Source organism: Pseudomonas sp., from assembly GCF_048265905.1.
Lineage (GTDB): Bacteria > Pseudomonadota > Gammaproteobacteria > Pseudomonadales > Pseudomonadaceae > Aquipseudomonas.
Genome location: NZ_JBLXAP010000004.1, coordinates 12,032 through 30,808, shown reverse-complemented (window position 1 = coordinate 30,808; position 18,777 = coordinate 12,032). Strand labels below are relative to the sequence as shown.

Annotated in this window: 14 protein-coding genes and 3 pseudogenes; 9 read left to right on the top strand and 8 right to left on the bottom strand. The window is 53.7% G+C overall.

All coding sequences use genetic code 11. From position 1 onward, the window contains the following. Positions 1-425: 425 nt before the first annotated feature. From ACN0UH_RS07545 to argE, 4 genes and pseudogenes are all read left to right on the top strand, one after another. Positions 426-1,773 (top strand): annotated as a pseudogene (locus tag ACN0UH_RS07545) (flavin-containing monooxygenase). Beyond that, positions 1,773-2,192, top strand: a complete 420-nt coding sequence (locus tag ACN0UH_RS07540) for a RidA family protein (RefSeq protein ID WP_087515177.1) — start codon at positions 1,773-1,775, stop codon at positions 2,190-2,192. The pseudogene ACN0UH_RS07545 and the gene ACN0UH_RS07540 overlap by 1 nt, the downstream one beginning before the upstream one ends. Continuing rightward, positions 2,189-2,866, top strand: a complete 678-nt coding sequence (locus tag ACN0UH_RS07535) for a DUF1028 domain-containing protein (RefSeq protein WP_417661477.1) — start codon at positions 2,189-2,191, stop codon at positions 2,864-2,866. Before ACN0UH_RS07540 ends, ACN0UH_RS07535 begins: the two co-directional genes overlap by 4 nt. Positions 2,867-2,890: 24 nt before the next feature. Beyond that, complete coding sequence (argE, locus tag ACN0UH_RS07530; RefSeq protein WP_417661476.1) at positions 2,891-4,051, top strand: acetylornithine deacetylase; 1,161 nt, start codon at positions 2,891-2,893, stop codon at positions 4,049-4,051. A gap of 141 nt (positions 4,052-4,192) precedes the next feature. Here the strand turns inward: argE and ACN0UH_RS07525 are convergent, their stop codons facing one another. After that, positions 4,193-5,116 carry a LysR family transcriptional regulator gene (locus ACN0UH_RS07525; RefSeq protein WP_417661475.1) on the bottom strand — a complete coding sequence of 308 codons (924 nt, stop codon included), beginning with the start codon at positions 5,114-5,116 and terminating at the stop codon, positions 4,193-4,195. A gap of 387 nt (positions 5,117-5,503) precedes the next feature. On the opposite strand from ACN0UH_RS07525, the gene ACN0UH_RS07520 reads away from it, so the two are divergent. The 5 genes from ACN0UH_RS07520 to ACN0UH_RS07500 all read left to right on the top strand — a co-directional run bounded on the left by ACN0UH_RS07520 (position 5,504) and on the right by ACN0UH_RS07500 (position 11,255). Further along, the gene (locus ACN0UH_RS07520) at positions 5,504-6,994 is read left to right on the top strand and encodes an aldehyde dehydrogenase (RefSeq protein ID WP_417661474.1); all 1,491 of its coding nucleotides are present in this window, start codon (positions 5,504-5,506) and stop codon (positions 6,992-6,994) included. 60 nt (positions 6,995-7,054) lie between these two features. Further along, on the top strand, positions 7,055-8,437 hold the full coding sequence (locus ACN0UH_RS07515) for an aspartate aminotransferase family protein (protein WP_417661473.1): 1,383 nt from the start codon (positions 7,055-7,057) through the stop codon (positions 8,435-8,437). Positions 8,438-8,572: 135 nt separating this feature from the next. After that, positions 8,573-9,556, top strand: coding sequence for an ABC transporter substrate-binding protein (locus ACN0UH_RS07510; protein ID WP_417661472.1), 984 nt, complete (start codon positions 8,573-8,575; stop codon positions 9,554-9,556). Between the two features lie 71 nt (positions 9,557-9,627). Continuing rightward, complete coding sequence (locus ACN0UH_RS07505; protein WP_417661471.1) at positions 9,628-10,431, top strand: ABC transporter permease; 804 nt, start codon at positions 9,628-9,630, stop codon at positions 10,429-10,431. Continuing rightward, positions 10,419-11,255 carry an ABC transporter ATP-binding protein gene (locus tag ACN0UH_RS07500; RefSeq protein WP_417661470.1) on the top strand — a complete coding sequence of 279 codons (837 nt, stop codon included), beginning with the start codon at positions 10,419-10,421 and terminating at the stop codon, positions 11,253-11,255. The genes ACN0UH_RS07505 and ACN0UH_RS07500 overlap by 13 nt, the downstream gene beginning before the upstream one ends. A gap of 68 nt (positions 11,256-11,323) precedes the next feature. Here the strand turns inward: ACN0UH_RS07500 and ACN0UH_RS07495 are convergent. The 7 genes and pseudogenes from ACN0UH_RS07495 to ACN0UH_RS07465 all read right to left on the bottom strand — a co-directional run. Continuing rightward, positions 11,324-11,755 (bottom strand): annotated as a pseudogene (locus tag ACN0UH_RS07495) (methyl-accepting chemotaxis protein); the annotation flags it as partial. A gap of 120 nt (positions 11,756-11,875) precedes the next feature. Then, positions 11,876-12,643 (bottom strand): annotated as a pseudogene (locus ACN0UH_RS07490) (PAS domain-containing protein); the annotation flags it as partial. Positions 12,644-13,035: 392 nt separating this feature from the next. Continuing rightward, positions 13,036-13,914 carry an ABC transporter permease subunit gene (locus tag ACN0UH_RS07485; RefSeq protein ID WP_417661469.1) on the bottom strand — a complete coding sequence of 293 codons (879 nt, stop codon included), beginning with the start codon at positions 13,912-13,914 and terminating at the stop codon, positions 13,036-13,038. Then, positions 13,911-14,792 carry an ABC transporter permease subunit gene (locus ACN0UH_RS07480; protein ID WP_417661680.1) on the bottom strand — a complete coding sequence of 294 codons (882 nt, stop codon included), beginning with the start codon at positions 14,790-14,792 and terminating at the stop codon, positions 13,911-13,913. Before ACN0UH_RS07480 ends, ACN0UH_RS07485 begins: the two co-directional genes overlap by 4 nt. 26 nt (positions 14,793-14,818) lie before the next feature. Continuing rightward, complete coding sequence (gene potA / locus ACN0UH_RS07475) at positions 14,819-15,961, bottom strand: polyamine ABC transporter ATP-binding protein (RefSeq protein WP_417661468.1); 1,143 nt, start codon at positions 15,959-15,961, stop codon at positions 14,819-14,821. Positions 15,962-16,015: 54 nt separating this feature from the next. After that, positions 16,016-17,101: a polyamine ABC transporter substrate-binding protein gene (locus ACN0UH_RS07470; protein WP_417661679.1), complete on the bottom strand. Its 1,086-nt coding sequence runs from the start codon at positions 17,099-17,101 to the stop codon at positions 16,016-16,018. 512 nt (positions 17,102-17,613) lie between these two features. After that, positions 17,614-18,708: a polyamine ABC transporter substrate-binding protein gene (locus ACN0UH_RS07465; RefSeq protein WP_417661467.1), complete on the bottom strand. Its 1,095-nt coding sequence runs from the start codon at positions 18,706-18,708 to the stop codon at positions 17,614-17,616. Positions 18,709-18,777 lie beyond the last annotated feature (69 nt).

Sequence of the window (18,777 nt, the reverse complement as noted above, 5' to 3'; positions counted from 1 at the left end):
TGATGTAACGCCACGTCCAACCGCAAGCCTCACGCTCTAGCACCTGCTTGATCAGTCTTGTGTTCGCCTGGAAACCCATGCACAGATTTCAAATGCACTCACTCCCGAGCAGTGCCAGTCTCCCAGACTGAGTATCTCCACGCTACCAATGCCACAAACCTGAAGCCATTGGCGATGTTTTGACCTCTACCTTCGCGGTGACTGTGCTGTCTTGCGCACGGTTATTAACTGCTTCCTGCGCCAAAGCCCTGCGCTCAATCAAACCTCCGATCCCGGCAAGCATTGGCCTAGAGGCTTATAGCTGCAAGGCAAAGCAGCTTTTAGATAGGCAACAACGACAAAAAACATAATTTCGCTAATCAGCCCCGGTCGACAGAATGCAGGTGTAGACAGTTCGGCGCCGTCAGTAATGGCCGCGTCTCGACCTGAATCAGTCCCGCCTTCCACATGGGCTCAGATATGACAGTTGAACACATTCAAATCGATACACTTGTCGTTGGCGCTGGCCAAGCAGGTGTGGCCATGAGCGAACACCTGAGCAAACTTGGGGTAGAACACCTTGTTCTGGAACGCAACCGCATCGCCGAGGCTTGGCGAACCGGGCGCTGGGACTCACTGGTTGCCAATGGTCCAGCTTGGCATGACCGATTTCCGGGGCTGGAATTCGATCTCGATCCCGATGCTTTTGCACCAAAAGAACAGGTAGCGGATTACTTCGTCGAGTACGCCAAGACCTTCAACGCGCCGATTCGCACGGGCGTGGAAGTCAAGCAAGTTGTGCGCAATAGCGACCGTCCCGGCTTCACCATCGAAACCTCTGAAGGCATCATCGAAGCCAATCGTGTGGTTGCCGCGACGGGCCCTTTCCAGCGTCCGGTAATCCCCCCGATTGCGCCTAAAGATAGCAACATCCATCAATTGCACTCGGCAGAATATCGCAACCCTCAACAGCTGCCGGAAGGTGCTGTTCTGGTGGTTGGTGCGGGCTCATCCGGGGTGCAAATCGCCGACGAGCTGATGCGTGCAGGCAAACAGGTTTACCTATCGGTTGGCGCCCATGACCGCCCGCCACGCAGCTATCGCAATCGCGATTTTTGTTGGTGGCTGGGTGTACTTGGCCAGTGGGATGCAGAAGCGGCGCAGCCTGGCAAAGAGCACGTCACCATTGCGGTGAGTGGTGCGCGAGGCGGACAGACAATTGATTTTCGCAATCTTGCCCACCAAGGCATGACCCTTGTTGGCCTGACCAAAGCCTTCAACGATGGCGTTGTAACCTTTCAGCCGGACCTTGCCGAGAACCTGGCACGTGGCGATGAGAACTATCTGGCGCTGCTCGACGCCGCCGACGCCTATATCGAACGCAATCAGCTCGACCTGCCAGAAGAACCCGAGGCGCGTAAAAAATACCCGGACCCCGCATGCGTCACCCAGCCGATTCTTGAACTGGACTTAGCGGCGGCGGGCATCACTTCAATCATCTGGGCGACCGGTTATGCAGTTGACTTCAGCTGGCTCAAGGTTGACGCCTTCGATGCCCAAGGCAAGCCGCAGCATCAACGCGGAGTCTCCAGCGAACCGGGCATCTACTTTCTCGGTTTACCTTGGTTGTCACGTCGTGGCTCGACCTTTATCTGGGGCGTGTGGCACGACGCCAAACACATTGCCGATCACATCGTCACGCAGCATAAATACCGCGACTACCGCGATGCCGCGCAGCGTCAGGCTGAAGTTAGCGACGTCTCAAAACCCCTTCGAATCATGGGAGTCAGCTGATGCCGACACACACTCGCATCCGTATGTTCAACACCAAAGACACCTACCCCAACCAGTCTTTGGATAACGACCTTTGCCAAGCTGTGCGGGCGGGCAACACCGTGTATGTACGTGGCCAGGTTGGCACCGACTTTGACGGCAATCTGGTGGGTTTGGGTGATCCGCGTGCACAGGCTGAGCAAGCCATGAAGAACGTCAAGCAATTGCTTGAAGAGGCTGGCAGCGACATGAGCCACATCGTCAAGACCACCACTTACCTGACCGACCCGCGCTTTCGTGAGGCGGTGTATCAGGAAGTCGGCAAATGGCTCAAAGGTGTATTTCCGATTTCAACCGGTCTGGTGGTTTCGGCGCTTGGCCAGCCGCAGTGGCTGATGGAAATTGACGTAATTGCCGTAATCCCCGAGGAGCAAGCATGACCTTTTCAATTGTCGGCCGTTGTCCAGAAACCGGCCAACTGGGAATCGCCATCAGTTCATCAAGTATCGCGGTGGGTGCACGTTGTCCGTGGTTGAGAAGCTCAGTTGGCGCGGTTTCAACTCAAAATATCACCTTGCCTGCACTTGGCCCGGAGATTCTCGACTTACTGGAAGGTGGCGAGTCTGCCGCCAGCGCACTCGACAAGGCGCTTTCTCGCCACGGCTACAGCCAATACCGGCAAGTCACCGTGATCGACATGGACGGTGAAACCGCACACTTCACTGGCAGCCAGGCGCTGGGAATTAACCATGCTCTGGCGGGTGAAGGTTGCGTGGCGGCAGGCAATCTTTTGAGTAACCAGGCGGTGATCGAGGCCATGGTTCGCGCCTTCGAAGACAGCGCTGGCGAAGCCTTGGCAGACCGGTTGTTAAGCGCCATGCATGCTGCGATAAAAACCGGTGGCGAAGCCGGACCGGTGCATTCGGCTGCGCTGTCGGTGGTGAGCGACCTGCTCTGGCCAATTGTTGATCTGCGAGTAGACTGGTCAGAGCAGGACCCAGTCACCAATCTGGATAAACTGTGGCAAGCCTATCGCCCACAGATGCAGGACTATGTAATCCGCGCACTCGACCCGACCAAAGCCCCGAACTATGGCGTGCCTGGCGACGAATAGCGCTATTTACCGAAGAGATTAGTCATGCAAAACAGCCGTCAATTACTGAGCAAACTGATTGAGTTCAATACCGTAAGCCGCGAGTCAAATCTGGCGCTGATTGAATTTATCAGCACCTACCTCAAAAGCTTTGATATCCCGTGTCAGTTGCTCTTCAACACCGAAGGCAGCAAGGCTAATCTGTTCGCCACTATTGGCCCGGATATCGCTGGCGGCGTGGTGCTTTCAGGGCATACCGACGTGGTGCCGGTCGATGGCCAGGCATGGACCCTGCCCCCCTTCTCCATGACCGAGCGTGACGGTTGTTTATTTGGCCGCGGCAGTGCCGACATGAAGGGGTTTATCGCCTGCGTACTGGCCGCAGTGCCGCAGTTTCTGGCCGCACCACTCAAGCAGCCCGTGCATTTTGCGTTTTCCTACGACGAAGAGGTTGGCTGCTTGGGCGTGCGTTCATTGCTCGCAGACTTGCAGCAACGCCCGCATAAACCGAGCGTGTGTATCATCGGCGAACCCACCTTGATGAAGCCGGTGCTTGGGCATAAAGGCAAGTTGGCCATGCGCTGCAATATTCAGGGTGCGGCTTGCCACTCGGCGTACGCACCGCAAGGCGTTAATGCCATCGAATACGCAGCACAGCTGATTGGCAAACTCGGTGAAATCGGCCAGCACCTACGCGCACCGCAATTACACGACCCACGTTTCGATCCACCCTTTTCAACCGTGCAAACCGGTGTAATCAGCGGCGGGCGGGCGTTGAACATTGTCCCCGCTGAATGCCAGTTTGATTTCGAAGTTCGTGCGCTGCCATCGGATAATCCGCAAATAGTCGCCGACCAAATGCAGCAGTTCGCCAAGGATGAGTTGCTGCCCAAGATGCACGCAGTCGATAAACAGACAGCAATTGAATTCAGTCAACTCTCCGCGTATCCGGGTTTGGCAACCGACGCGAAAAGTCCTGCCGCACGATTGATTGCCCTGCTCAGCCAATGCGATGACTTCAGCACCGTTGCATTTGGCACCGAAGGCGGCTTATTTGATAAAGCCGGAATTGCCACCGTGGTCTGCGGTCCCGGCAGTATCGAGCAAGCGCACAAGCCCGATGAATTCATCAGCATTGCACAGCTCGACCAGTGCGACGCCATGTTCAGTCGTTTAGCGCAATGGCTAACAAAACCGGGCGGATAGCGCTTTTTTATCCGCCAATAACGGCTGCGAGCATCTCACCAGCTGGCTCATATCCTAAGGTTTTGACGCTTGAACCACGGTGGGCAAGCTGCGCGTTGACCACCCTACAACGGCAATTCCCGTAGGGCGGATAGCGCTTTTTTATCCGCCATTTGTCTCGCTCGGCGGAGCTAGATGCTGTTTGCAATAGTCAACAAACAACTGCGCCGGTTTGGTTAGCTGCGCACGCTTGAGCCAGGCGGCGACTAAGCCTGAACCGGTGACCGTTTCACTGATATCGACCATCACCACTTTCTGACCGTCGTAGGTGCATTCCGAGCGTGGCCGGGTGACCAGCACCGAAAACCCAAAACCCTGGCCAACCATGCCACGCACCATCTCGATCGAGGGTGAGCTGAAACCAATGTTCGGCGTCAGGCCAAGCTCTTCAAACAGGCTGACAAAATAGGTACGGCTCGGCTGTACATCGAGCAAGATCATCGGCTCCAACACCAAGTCACGCAGGGAAACCTGGGCCTGCTGCGCAAAGCGATGATTTTCCGGGAGCAGTGCATAAGGCGGCTGTGGCGGCATCAGCGGTTCGACCTCAATGGTGCCATCGAGGTCGTGCTCATACAGAATCGCCAAGTCAAATCGGCCGCCGGTTAAACCCTGCACCAACTCTTGCTGTTCACCATCAAAGATGCGGATATCCACACCCGGATACAGGGTGCGAAAGCCCGCAATCAATCCTGGCAAATACAAGGGCGCAACTGTTTCAAAGCAGCCGATGTCAATCTGTCCGCAGACCACGTCGTTATCCGCCAGCGCATTCTGCTCAAACTCGTGGGACATGCGCAGCAGCTCTTGTGCCTTACGGTAAAAGCGCGCGCCGCTGGGCGTCAGCGATACGCCTTGAGCGTGATGGCGAATGAATAGCTGAACACCAAAGCTTTCTTCCAAGCCTTTGACCGCAGTCGAAATCGACGGTTGGGCGATGTACAGCTTGCGCGATGCTTCGGCCACGCTGCCGCATTCGACGGTGGTTACAAAATACTTCAATTGACGCAGGGTATAAGCCGCCACGATAAACCTCGTCTGGCCATCCCGACGAACCAGGATGGGGCATTGCAGTGTTTGATTACTCGGTTTAATGCATCGGCAGTTGTAAGCAAATTACACGCCCTGCCTCGCTGAAACTCAAATAACTCACTGCTGTTATTGGTTATGTTGGCCGTTCCAAACCATCTGCACACTGCGCGGATGCGCAACCGCAAGGATAAAACCGCCTTCGTTTAACCTTACTGCACAATCGCTATGCATGGCGCTCATAATTGGTGCTGGCTTAACCAGCTTTTTCATATACCCCGAAGACATATTTAATAATTTTCCTTAGCGCGCGCATCAGCCACCATCGACTCACTGCAATCAACAACGCCTATTCAGTTTGGGCAGTGATCGAGGGTTAATTCGGTGTTTGAACTCAGTGACTGGCAACAACGTGCGCAGCAGCAACGCTTTATCACCACCGCGCTGATTGCAGGCCAACCGGTTACCCCAGCTTGCGGCGAAACCTTCGCGGCCATCAACCCGGCCACCCAACAAGTACTCGCCGAAGTGAGTGCCTGCGGTGAAGCAGAGATTAATCTGGCCGTTAGCGCTGCACGTGAAGCATTCGACAATGGTCCTTGGGCGCGCATGGCCCCAGTGGAACGTAAAGCCGTGCTGCAAAAGCTTGCGGCGTTGATCCTGAAAAATCGTGAAGAGCTGGCGTTGCTTGATTCCCTGAATATGGGCAAGCCGGTGATGGATGCTTGGAATATCGATGTGCCGGGCGCGGCTAACGTGTTCGCTTGGTATGCCGAGAGCATCGACAAACTCTATGACCAAGTCGCTCCGACTGCGGCCAACACGCTGGCAACCATCACCCGCGAACCGCTCGGTGTCATCGGCGCTGTTGTGCCCTGGAACTTCCCACTGGATATGGCCGCATGGAAACTTGCACCTGCATTGGCATCCGGTAACAGCGTGGTGCTCAAGCCCGCCGAGCAATCGCCCTTCTCGGCCCTGCGCTTAGCAGAACTGGCGCTTGAGGCGGGCCTTCCCGCCGGTGTACTCAACGTGGTGCCGGGCTTGGGTGAAACCGCAGGCAAAGCGCTGGGGTTACACGCAGATGTCGACAGTTTGGTCTTCACCGGCTCCACCGAAGTGGGCAAATACTTTATGCAGTACGCCGCGCAATCCAACCTCAAGCAGGTATGGCTGGAGTGCGGCGGCAAGAGCGCCAACCTGATATTTGCTGATTGTCAGAACCTTGAACTGGCCGCTGAGAAAGCTGCCTTTGGCATCTTCTTCAATCAGGGCGAAGTCTGTTCAGCCAATTCACGATTATTGGTTGAGCGCTCGATTCATGATCAGTTTGTTGAACTACTTATCGATAAAGCCCGCGCCTGGCTGCCGGGTGATCCGCTCAACCCGGCCAGCACTGCCGGCGCCATTGTTGACTCACGCCAGACCCAACGAATTCTCGATTACATCGCGCAAGCGCGTGATCAAGGCGCGCAGGTCGTCTGTGGCGCCAAGCAACTTGAGTTAAACGGTTCAACAAACTTCATTGAACCAACCATTTTGTGCAACGTCAGCAGCACGATGCAGATCGCCCGCGAAGAGGTGTTTGGCCCGGTGTTGGCGGTGATCGCATTCGACACTGAGGAACAAGCCATCAAACTTGCCAACGACAGTGTTTATGGCCTCGCTGCATCGGTGTGGAGTGATGATCTCAACCGCGCGCACCGCGTTGCGAAAAAGCTCAAGGCTGGCACCGTTTCAGTCAATACCGTGGACGCACTGGATGTCACCGTACCCTTCGGTGGCGGCAAGCAATCCGGTTTCGGCCGCGACCTGTCGCTGCATGCATTCGATAAATTTACCCAACTAAAAACAACTTGGTTTCAGCTGCGCTAAAAAGCCGCTGAAAAAGATAGCGCAGTAGTTTTTCAGAGGTTTCCTAAGAGGAGTTTTGCAATGACTGCCCCGTTCACCCCCAAACGCACGACCGAGGATTATCAGGCTCTGGATGCGGCTCACCACATTCATGCATTCCTCGACCAGAAGGCGCTGAACGCAGAAGGTGCGCGCGTCATGGTCAGAGGCCAGGGCCTCAACCTGTGGGACAACGATGACAAACGCTACCTCGACGGCATGTCTGGATTGTGGTGCACCAACCTGGGCTATGGCCGCAAAGACTTGACTGCAGCGGCGACCCAGCAGCTTGAACAACTGCCTTACTACAATATGTTTTTCCACACCACGCACCCGGCGGTGATCGAGCTTTCCGAGCTGTTGTTCAGCCTGTTGCCCGCTCATTACAGCCATGCGATTTACACCAACTCCGGCTCCGAGGCCAACGAGGTATTGATCCGCACCGTGCGTCGTTACTGGCAGATCCTCGGCAAACCGCAGAAGAAAATCATGATCGGCCGATGGAACGGCTATCACGGCTCGACCCTGGCCAGCACTGCATTGGGCGGCATGGGCTTTATGCATGAAATGGGTGGAATGCTTCCTGACTTCGCCCACATTGGTGAGCCTTATTGGTACGCCGAAGGTGGCGACCTGAGTCCAGCCGAGTTTGGCTTAAAAGCTGCCCGAGAACTGGAAACCAAGATTCTCGAGCTCGGCGCTGAAAACGTCGCTGCATTTGTTGCAGAACCCTTCCAAGGCGCTGGCGGCATGATCTTCCCGCCTGAATCTTACTGGCCAGAAATCCAACGAATTTGCCGTAAGTACGACGTGCTCCTGTGCGCCGATGAAGTCATTGGTGGCTTTGGCCGCACGGGCGAGTGGTTCGCCCACCAATACTTCGGTTTTGAGCCTGACACACTGAGCATCGCCAAAGGCCTGACCTCAGGTTATATCCCAATGGGCGGCTTGGTGCTGAGCAAGCGCATGGCTGAAGTATTGGTCGAGCAAGGCGGCGTCTTCGCCCACGGCCTGACCTATTCAGGCCACCCGGTTGCCGCAGCCGTAGCCATCGCCAACCTCAAGGCGCTTCGCGATGAGCAGATTGTCAGCCAAGTCAAAAACGACACAGGCCCTTATCTGCAAAAGGCCCTACGTGAGGTGTTTGCCGACCACCCATTGATTGGTGAAATTCAAGGAACTGGCTTGGTCGCGGCGCTGCAGTTTTGCGAAGACAAAGCCACACGCAAACGCTTCGCCAACGAAAGCGATATCACCTGGCAATGCCGCACATTCGGCTTTGAAGAGGGCGTCATTATTCGCTCGACCCTTGGTCGCATGATCATGGCGCCAGCACTGGTTGCCGATCACGCAACCCTGGATGAACTGGTCGAAAAAACCCGCCGCGCAGTGGATCGAACCGCGCAGCAATTGGGTTTGCTTTAACAGGTAAAAAACCCCGAAGAGGGTCAAGAAATACTCCAGTGCCGACCACAACGGTCGGCGCAACGGACGCTTATTGGTCACTGACCAGCCCTGCCACTAAACCAACAACAAGCCGACAGGCTGTGGGAGTGCTCCATGAACAAGTCCTTGCGCAATTGTTTGACCCCAACTTTGCTCTGCGCTGCATTGGCAGCCGGAGCTACAACCGCTCAAGCCGGCACCTTGTCGATTGGGCACACCACCTGGGTCGGCTACGGCACCCTGTACTTGGCCCGCGACCTTGGCTACTTCAAGGATCAAGGCCTGGATGTTGAGCTGACCACCATTGAGGAAGCCGCCATGTATATGGCGGCGCAGGCATCTGGCCAGTTATCTGGCTCAGCCTCGACTCTCGATGAGGTGCTCAAGTATCGATCCAAGGATTTCTGTTTCAAGGCGGTTGCGGCTCTCGACGAAAGCTCAGGCGGTGATGGCGTACTCGTCGGCAACGACGTGTCCAGCTTGAGTGACTTGAAGGGCAAGTCAGTCGCGGTAAACGAAGGCTCGGTTTCACAGTTCTGGCTGTCGTATTTGCTCAAGCAAAAAGGTATGAAAATGGCTGATCTGGACATCCAGAACATGACCGCGGACGACGCCGCAACCGCGTTTATAGCCGGGCGTATTCCCGCAGCCGTGACTTGGGAGCCGCATCTATCGTTGGTTCGCGCCAAAGGTGAAGGCAAGGTTTTGATCGACAGCAGCCAGACGCCAGGCGTGATTGTCGATGTGGTTGCACTGAGTTGCGATGTCATCGACAAGCAACCTGAAGACGTCAAAGCGCTGGTCAGCGGTTTGTACAAGGCAGTTGAGTACACCAAAGAGCACCCGGCTGAAGCCTACAAAATTATGGCGAAGGGCGTTGGAGGCTATCTCTCCGACCCTAAAGAACTCGCTGAAGCCGCTAAAGGCGTGCGTTTCTATGACCAGGCCATGAGTGAAAAGCTACTCGGCACAGCTGAGACCAAGGGCGACATTGCCGACATCATCAACATGGCCAATGAGACCTGGAGCGAGCTTCAGGGCAAGCCGTACAACGTCAGCTACAGCGACCTGGTCGATGCCCGTTTCGTCAAGCCATAGCCTCGCCGCCCGCCGGTTGTTGCGACAGCGGCGGGCCTTCTGACACTTGCGTATGCCCCGGAGACGCCTGTATGGCTACTCAGAAATCTACTCTGCAGCGGTGCCTGACTCCCAAAGTTGAGCTTCCCGCAACCCTCACCCTGACCGCCAGCATCGTCTGCTGGGTACTGGTCTTTGGTTTATGGACGCTTCTGTCTTATGGCGGCGTTGTTCCAACCATGTTCTTACCAACACCCGGCGCTGTTCTCGACGCCGCGATGCGCCTCAGCGCCGATGGCACATTGAGCAAGCACGTGCTGGCCAGTGTTGAAGTTGTAGTGATAGGTTTCGTTGTTTCCTCATTGGTCGCCGTACCATTGGGGTTATTAATGGGCAGCTTTCGTATCGTTCAGGCACTGCTTGAACCGCTGGTTAATTTCATCCGCTATTTGCCCGTAACCTCGTTTGTACCGCTGTTTATTTTGTGGATTGGGATTGGTCTCGAACAGCGTGTCACGGTGATCATCTTTGGGGTGTTCTTTCAACAGTTGGTGATGATTGCCGACGTGTCAAAAGGCATATCCAAAGACTTGATCAATGCCAGCTACACCCTTGGCTCCAGTCGTCGCGACGTAGTAATGCATGTGCTTGGGCCAGCCTCGCTACCGGGAATACTCGACACCTTGCGCGTAACCATGGGCTGGGCGTGGACGTATCTGGTGGTTGCAGAGCTGGTGGCGGCCTCTAGCGGCTTGGGCTACATGAGCCTGAAAGCCATGCGCGGCTTTCAAGTAGACGTGATTTTTCTGGCGATCGCGATCATCGGCCTGCTTGGTTTGATGACCGATCAACTGTTCCGACTCTTACGCTTAAAGGTGGCCTCATGGGCGCAGTAGCTGCGGTGCGACGCAACATTCAGGTATCTGCAACAGAGCCTGACGAACTGCCAGCGCGACTGCGTGTGAACAACGTCAGTCTGCGTTACGACACACCATCGGGCGGCGTTTTCACTGCGCTGGATAACGTCTCACTGGAAGTTCCAGACCAACAGTTCGCAGTGATCGTTGGCCCTTCCGGGTGCGGTAAATCCAGTCTGCTTTATTTAACTGCCGGTCTTGCTGAGCCCAGCGATGGCGAAATATACGTAGGCGGTCAACGTGTTGACGGTCCCGGTGCAGACCGCGGCATGGTGTTCCAAAGCTATACGCTATTCCCGTGGTTGACCGTGCGCCAGAATATTGAGTTTGGGCTTAAGCGCAAACGCATGCCTGGTGCTGAGCGTAAAGAGGTGGTGGATTTCTATCTCAACGAGGTTGGTCTGACACCTTTTGCGGATAACTACCCCAAGCAGCTATCTGGCGGCATGATGCAGCGCGTAGCCATTGCTCGCGCACTGGCCAATGACCCGCAAATTCTGTTGATGGATGAGCCATTCGGCGCGCTCGACAGCCAGACCCGCATGCAAATGCAAAAACTGTTGTTACGCATTTGGGAACACAGCAAGAAGACCGTGGTGTTTGTCACCCATGACATCGACGAAGCCGTTCTGCTGGGTGACCGCGTTTATGTGATGGGCGCACGACCAGGTCGCATCAAGCAAACGCTGGATGTGCCAATAGAGCGCCCGCGAGACCTCGATATGGTTATGGATCAGCAATTCATCGGCATGAAACGCCAGATCCTCGGTTTGCTGCACGACGAACTGGAAGAAGCGCACTAATCAGACCAAGACCTCGGCATCTCTCGCTGCGATACTGGCGATAGATGCCACGGCCTTTGATTGCTTTCTTACTGCAGCCGCAACGTGGTGCTGAATTGACTGATGGCATCCACAACATGCCGTGAACCTTGCTGGATTTCGAGAATTGCCTCGCCAGCCTCATTGGCCAGCTCAACACCTTGGCCGGTCCGGCCTAGGCTCGAACGCATGCTTTCCACCGCACTCAGCGATAGTTCATGGTTCTGGCGCACCACCTCGACAATCTCAAGAGTTGCCTTACTAGTTCGCGCAGCGAGGCTTCTGACTTCATCGGCGACAACTGCAAAACCACGGCCATGCTCGCCAGCCCGAGCGGCCTCGATAGCGGCATTGAGCGCGAGCAGGTTGGTCTGGTCAGCAATACCGCGAATGGTCTGCACAATATTGCCGATCAACTCAGACTGCTTGTTCACTGCATCGATACTTTTGGCCGCGTCATTCAAGTCCTTGGAGATATCTTCAATCACCTTGACCGTTTGCTGAATGACCGAGGAGCCTTTCTGCGCACAGGTATCAGTTTGCACCGAGGTGGCATGGGCAGCCTCTGCCGCGCTTTGCTGGCCAACCATTTGCTCAGTGATGTCGCTGGCAAATTTCACCACTTTGTACAAGCGGCCTTTGGCGTCAAAGATCGGATTGTAAGAGGCTTCAAGGAAGATCCGCTGGCCACGGCTGTCAACGCGCTGAAAACGCCCGGAATGGAATTCACCACGGTTCAGCGAGGCCCAAAAATTCTTGTATTCAATCGACTCGCTTTCACTGCGGTCACAAAAAATACGATGGTGTTGGCCTTTCACTTGATCAAGTGAGTAATGGGTCGTTCTCAGAAAGTTTTCATTGGCATTTAGGATGTGCCCATCCGGCGAGAACTCAATAACTGCCATTGAACGACTCAGCGCGTCCATCAGGCTCTTGCCTTCGCGCTCGCGGTATATCTGCGAGGTCACATCAGAAGCAATCTTGATCACACTCACAACGTTATTATTTGCGTCTTTAACAGGCATGTAGCTGGCTTCTAGCCAAAGCTCGCGCCCCGACTTATCCAACCGCATAAAGGTATCGCTTATCGCTTCACCCCGCGCCAGATCGGCCCAGAGTTTGGCGTATGCCTCGCTGCGGTAATAAGACTCCTCGCAAAAGATTCGGTGATGCTTACCGCGGATTTCCTCAACGCTATAACCCATGGCTACACAGAAGTTCTGATTAGCATCGAGAATGATGCCGTCAGGGCGAAACTCTATCATCACCATGGAACGACTGATGGCCACTAACTTCTCATTTACCGCCGCCAATGCAATCGTTGCGCGCTCTTGTTCTAAGCGATCTGTTTTACGCAATGAATTAAACATGAAATGACCCTCACCGGCCCTGTATCCAATTAGGAACTGCACACCCTTTACGGCATAAATACATATGCACTGCTTATGTATTAATACTTAGTGGTTAATCCATAAATCGCTATATCGACACAAGCGTTAATACGCGCAAATCTGTACAAGCTTTCCGCTAAAACCTATAAAACCCGCGCGACCAGTGGAGTTTAGCTGCCAGCCATTATTTGGCCACTACTGACCATTTAACTATGCAGCTTTGCTTAAGATTCGTCAGCAGTACAATAGTATTAATCAGCCATGTCACTTACACAGCGCATAACTATTAATCGACAACAACGGTTAAAGCTTTAAATTTAAAGCATAAAAAAACGGGCCTAATTGGCCCGTTTTTATTCACCGTTTATCAATCAACTTTTGGCACTCGTTGGAGCTTGCTTCCAAGTCGATTTTGTTCCTTCGTCAATCGCTTGTTGAACAGCTTTCTTCCGTGCGTTTTCAGCACGACGAGTCAGCGCCCAGACCAGGAAGGTCACCAGCGATACCGAGAGCAAGATCAAACTGGCGATTGCGTTGATCTCAGGCTTAACCCCAAGACGTACTGCCGAGAACACTTCCATCGGCAAGGTCGTTGAACCCGGCCCAGAAACGAAGCTCGCCAATACCAGGTCATCCAGCGAGAGTGCAAAGGACATCATTGCACCGGCTGCTAACGATGGCGCAATCATTGGAATGGTGATCAAGAAGAACACCTTCAATGGGCGCGCGCCAAGGTCCATCGCCGCTTCCTCGATCGACAAGTCCAGCTCACGCAAACGAGACGACACCACCACTGCCACATAGGCGGTACAGAAGGTGGTGTGCGCGATCCAGATGGTTACGATGCCGCGCTCCGATGGCCAGCCTAAAATCTGCGCCATCGCCACAAACAACAGCAACAACGACAGACCGGTGATGACCTCAGGCATTACCAGTGGCGCGGTGACCAAGCCACCGAACATGGTGCGGCCTTTAAAGCGTGTCACTCGGGTCAGAACAAACGCAGCCATCGTGCCCAGCACTACCGCAGCAATTGCAGTGTAGAAGGCGATTTCCAGCGAGCGCATGACCGCACTGATCAACTGCGTGTTATCGAGCAAACCGACATACCACTTAACCGACCAGCCGCCCCAAACGGTCACCAGACGGGAACCGTTGAACGAGTAGATGACCAAGATAAGCATCGGCAGGTAGATAAACAGGAAACCGACCCAGAGCATGATGCTGGAGAAACTAAAGCGCTTATTCATGCCCTGCCCTCCATTTCTTTGGCTTGGTTACGGTTGAACAGGATAATTGGCACGATCAACAGCGCCAGCATCACCACCGCCAGTGCCGAAGCAACCGGCCAATCACGGTTGTTGAAGAACTCTTGCCAGAGCACTTTACCGATCATCAGGGTTTCCGGGCCACCCAACAGCTCAGGAATAACGAACTCGCCTACCGCTGGGATGAATACCAACATGCAGCCCGCAATGATGCCGTTTTTAGACAGCGGAACAGTGATTCTCCAGAAACTGTTAAAGGTGCTTGAACCGAGGTCAGAGGCAGCTTCCAGCAGGCTATGGTCATGTTTAACCAAGTTGGCAAACAACGGCAGAATCATAAATGGCAAGTACGAATAAACAATACCGATGTACACCGCAAAATTGGTATTGAGAATCTGTAACGGCTCACTGATAACCCCAATCGACATCAGGAAACCATTGAGCAAACCATTGTTGCTGAGGATGCCCATCCAGGCGTAAACCCGGATCAGGATCGCAGTCCAGGTCGGCATCATCACCAACAGCAGGTAAACCGTCTGCATTTCCTTGTTGGCACGGGCAATCGCGTAAGCCATTGGATAGCCAATGAACAGGCAGATCAACGTGCTGATAAAGGCCATCTTCAGCGAGCCCAGATAGGCTGCCACATAGAGTTCATCTTCGGTGAGGAAGATGTAGTTACCCAGATTGAGAATGATCGACAGCTGACCTTCAGCCCAGGTGTATATCTCGGTGTATGGCGGAATCGCGACGTCTGCTTCGGCAAAGCTGATTTTCATCACGATGATGAAAGGCAGCAGGAAGAACAGAAATAGCCAAATGAACGGAATGCCAATTACGACATGCCGGCCTTTGGGCATCCGGCGACTGATGCTTCGGGATATGTTCATGAGCGCAATGCCACCCCGCTATCGTCCTCCCACCAGACGAAGACTTGGTCATCCCAAGTAGGTCGTGCACCACGTCGCTCAGCGTTAGCAACGAAGGACTGTACGATCTTGCCACTTGGCAACTGCACGTGGAATACCGAGTGACCGCCAAGGTAGGCGATGTCATGCACAGTACCGCGCGACCAGTTGTATTCGAATGCTGGCTGTTCGGTGGTGACCAGCAGTTTTTCAGGGCGAATAGCGTAGGTGATGCTCTTGTCTTGTACCGAGGTACTGACACCGTGGCCGACAAAAATATTGCGTTCAAGGTCTGGGCTGTCGATCAGCGCGTGCGCCTCAGCATCTTCAACCACCTGACCTTCAAACAGGTTGACGTTACCAATGAACTCGCAAACCAGGCGACTGGTCGGTGTTTCATAGATATCAATCGGGCTCCCGATCTGCGCAATCCAACCCAGATGCATAATGGCAATGCGCTGGGCCATGGTCATGGCCTCTTCCTGGTCGTGGGTCACCATTACGCAGGTCACACCTACGCGCTCAATGATCTCAACCAGTTCCAGCTGCATCTCAGAACGCAGTTTTTTATCCAGTGCGCCCATTGGCTCATCGAGCAACAGCAGCTTCGGGCTTTTCGCCAGAGAACGTGCCAGTGCCACACGCTGACGTTGGCCACCCGACAACTGATGCGGCTTGCGCTTGGCATATTCGGTCATGTGTACCAGCTTGAGCATCTCGGCAACACGTGTCTCGATGTCAGATTTTGGCATTTTGTCTTGCTTAAGACCGAACGCGATGTTTTCAGCCACAGTCATATGCGGGAACAATGCGTAAGACTGAAACATCATGTTGATTGGTCGTTCGTATGGCGGCATATCGGTGATGTCTTCACCGTCGAGGAAGATGCGTCCCTCGGTCGGTCGTTCAAAACCTGCCAACATGCGTAGTAGCGTTGATTTGCCCGAGCCAGAACCGCCTAGCAAGGCAAAAATCTCGCCTTTATTGATAGTCAGAGAGACATCTTCAACGGCAACCGTTTCATCAAATTTCTTGGTCACACGTTCGATTTTAACCAGCACCTCTTTCGGTTGCTGATTGCCCTCAAGGACCTTTTTATAGGTGCTAGAAGCAACTGCCATTACCAAAACTCCCGCGAAATAGCGCCCGCTGTCTTAGCAGCGGGCCGCTTTAAATTATTGTCCAGACTTAATCTTGGTCCAGCTGCGTGTCATCAGACGCTGGATCTTGCGAGGCATTTCCTGCTGGATATACAACCGATCCAGCACCTCTTGTGGTGGGTATACCGATGGGTTGGTGCTGACTTCCTCGTCCATGAACTTGGCGGACTTAAGGTTAGGGTTGGCGTAGCCCACGTAATCACTTACACCGGCAATCACTTCGGGTTGCAGCAAGTAATTCATGAACGCGTGCGCTTGTTTGGCATTTTTCGAGTCTGCTGGCACTGCCATCATGTCGAACCACAGGTTGCCACCTTCTTTGGGAATCGCGTAAGCGATATCAATGCCTTTGCCTGCTTCTTCTGCACGGTCTGCAGCTTGCAGCACGTCGCCAGAGAAACCCGCGGCCACACAGATATTGCCGTTAGCCAGGTCACTGATAAATTTTGATGAGTGGAAATAAGTCACGTATGGACGAACTGCCAGAAGCTTCTCTTCAGCCTTCTTGTAGTCGTCTGGGTTCTTGCTGTTTGGATCAAGGCCCATGTAGTTGAGAACTGCCGGGATCATTTCATCCGCCGAGTCAAGGAAGGACACGCCACAAGCAGTCAGCTTCTTCATGTTCTCAGGCTCGAACAGCACCGCCCATGAATCAATATGGTCGACACCAAGTACTTCTTTGACTTTATCGACGTTATAGCCGATGCCGTTGGTGCCCCACAGATAAGGCACGGCATACATATTGCCCGGATCATTGACCTCTAGCTGCTTCATCAAGCGCGGGTCTAGATTTTTCCAGTTAGAGAGTTGGCTACGGTCCAGTTTCTGGAAGGCGCCAGCACGAATTTGTTTACCCAGGAAATTGTTGGACGGCACCACGATGTCATAGCCGGTATTGCCAGACAACAGCTTGCCTTCAAGGGTTTCGTTGGAATCGAATACGTCGTACACCGGCTTGATACCAGTGGCTTTCTGGAAATCAGCCAAGGTGTTCTCGCCGATATAATCACTCCAGTTATAGATGTGTACGGTCGACTCAGCGGCTTGGGCTGCTGCCGCTACGCCGAGTGCTAGTAAGCTGGCTGTTAGAGTTTTGCTTATTGAGAATCGCACACGTATGTCCTCTTATTTTATTGAGCGGCCAAAAAATGGCCGGCACTGTATCGGATAAGATCGCTTCTGTTCAGTGGTCTTTTGCTTGTCAGGCTGAACAACACGGTTTTCACCGCGCTCTCTGGCGATCCAATCATGAATCGCGAGACCTCAAACTGAACGCGCTTGGTGGCGAACAGAAGAATTGAACAATACATGCAAGCTTCCTTTTCCAGTTGACCGGGCACAGCTAAGGAACCTCTGAAAAACTACTGCGCTAGGGGTTACTGTGTTGAAAAGCTGCTCAAAATACTCATTTAGGACATCTAAAGTCGAGCGCGACCCCGGTCGCTTTTTCGCACCTTTTCGCCTTGTACTCCCGTCGCTCGCTACCTTTTTCAGAAGCTCCTTAAGGCTAGGAAAACTGTATCCATTTTTTGATACCACCAGCGGGTTACAACTTCTGCATCAGACGGAGGCTTTCCGCCTGATGCAGAGCTACAGTCTTAAATCAACGACGCTTAACGGCCCGACTTGACCTTGGTCCAGCTACGGGTCATGGCACGCTGCACCTTCGGAGACAGCTCAGAGAAGGTATACAACTTCTTCGAAGCTTCCTCGGTTGGGTAGATGCCTGGGTTGTTGCGGATTTCTTCCGAAACCAGATGCGTCGCAGCAGCGTTGCCGTTCGGATAGGCCACATAATCAGAAATCGGCGCAATAACTTCAGGCTCGAGGATATAGTTGAGGAAGGTATAAGCCTCTTCAGCATTCTTCGCGTCAGCTGGAATAGCCATCATGTCGAAGAATGCGGCTGCACCTTCTTTAGGAATGACATAACTAACTGGAACGCCATTCTTGGCCTCTTCAGCACGCGCCTCGGCCTGGAATACGTCACCGGACCAACCCAGCGCCACGCAGATGTTGCCGTTAGCCAGATCCGAGATGTACTTGGACGAGTGGAAATACGTGATGTCTGGACGAACTTTGAGCAGCAGTTCTTCCGCTTTTTTAACGTCTTCGACACTTTGTGCGATTGGGTTCAGACCGAGGTAATGCAGCGCAGCCGCATAAACTTCCTCAGGCGCGTCAAGCATGGCCACGCCACAAGACTTCAGCTTATTCATGTTCTCTGGTTTGAACATGATGTCCCACGAATCGATCTTATCGACACCCAGTGCAGCTTTGACTTTTTCTGGGTTGTAGCCAATGCCCGTGGTACCCCACAAGTACGGGAATGCGTACTGATTACCTGGATCAGCTGCTTCAAGTGACTTCATCAAGTCAGGGTTGAGGTTTTTCCAATTTGGCAGTTTTGACTTGTCCAGCTTCTGGAAAACACCCGCCTTGATCTGCTTGGCCAGGAACTGGTTAGACGGCACAACAACGTCATAACCCGAAGTACCGGCAAGCAGCTTGGCTTCCAGCGTTTCGTTGCTGTCAAAAACGTCATAAACCACTTTGATGCCGGTTTCTTTCTGGAAATTTTCCAGTGTGTCTTCAGCGATATAATCGGACCAGTTGTAAACGTGTAAAACCTTATTCTCAGCCTGTGCTGCTCCCACTACAGCACCAGCCAAGGACAACGCGAGAAGGGTTTTGCCGAAAAATTTCATGCGTAAAGCTCCTGTTGTTTTATAAGTTATTCCAGAAGATGGCGCAGCCTGTTTGCACCACCTTCCGGC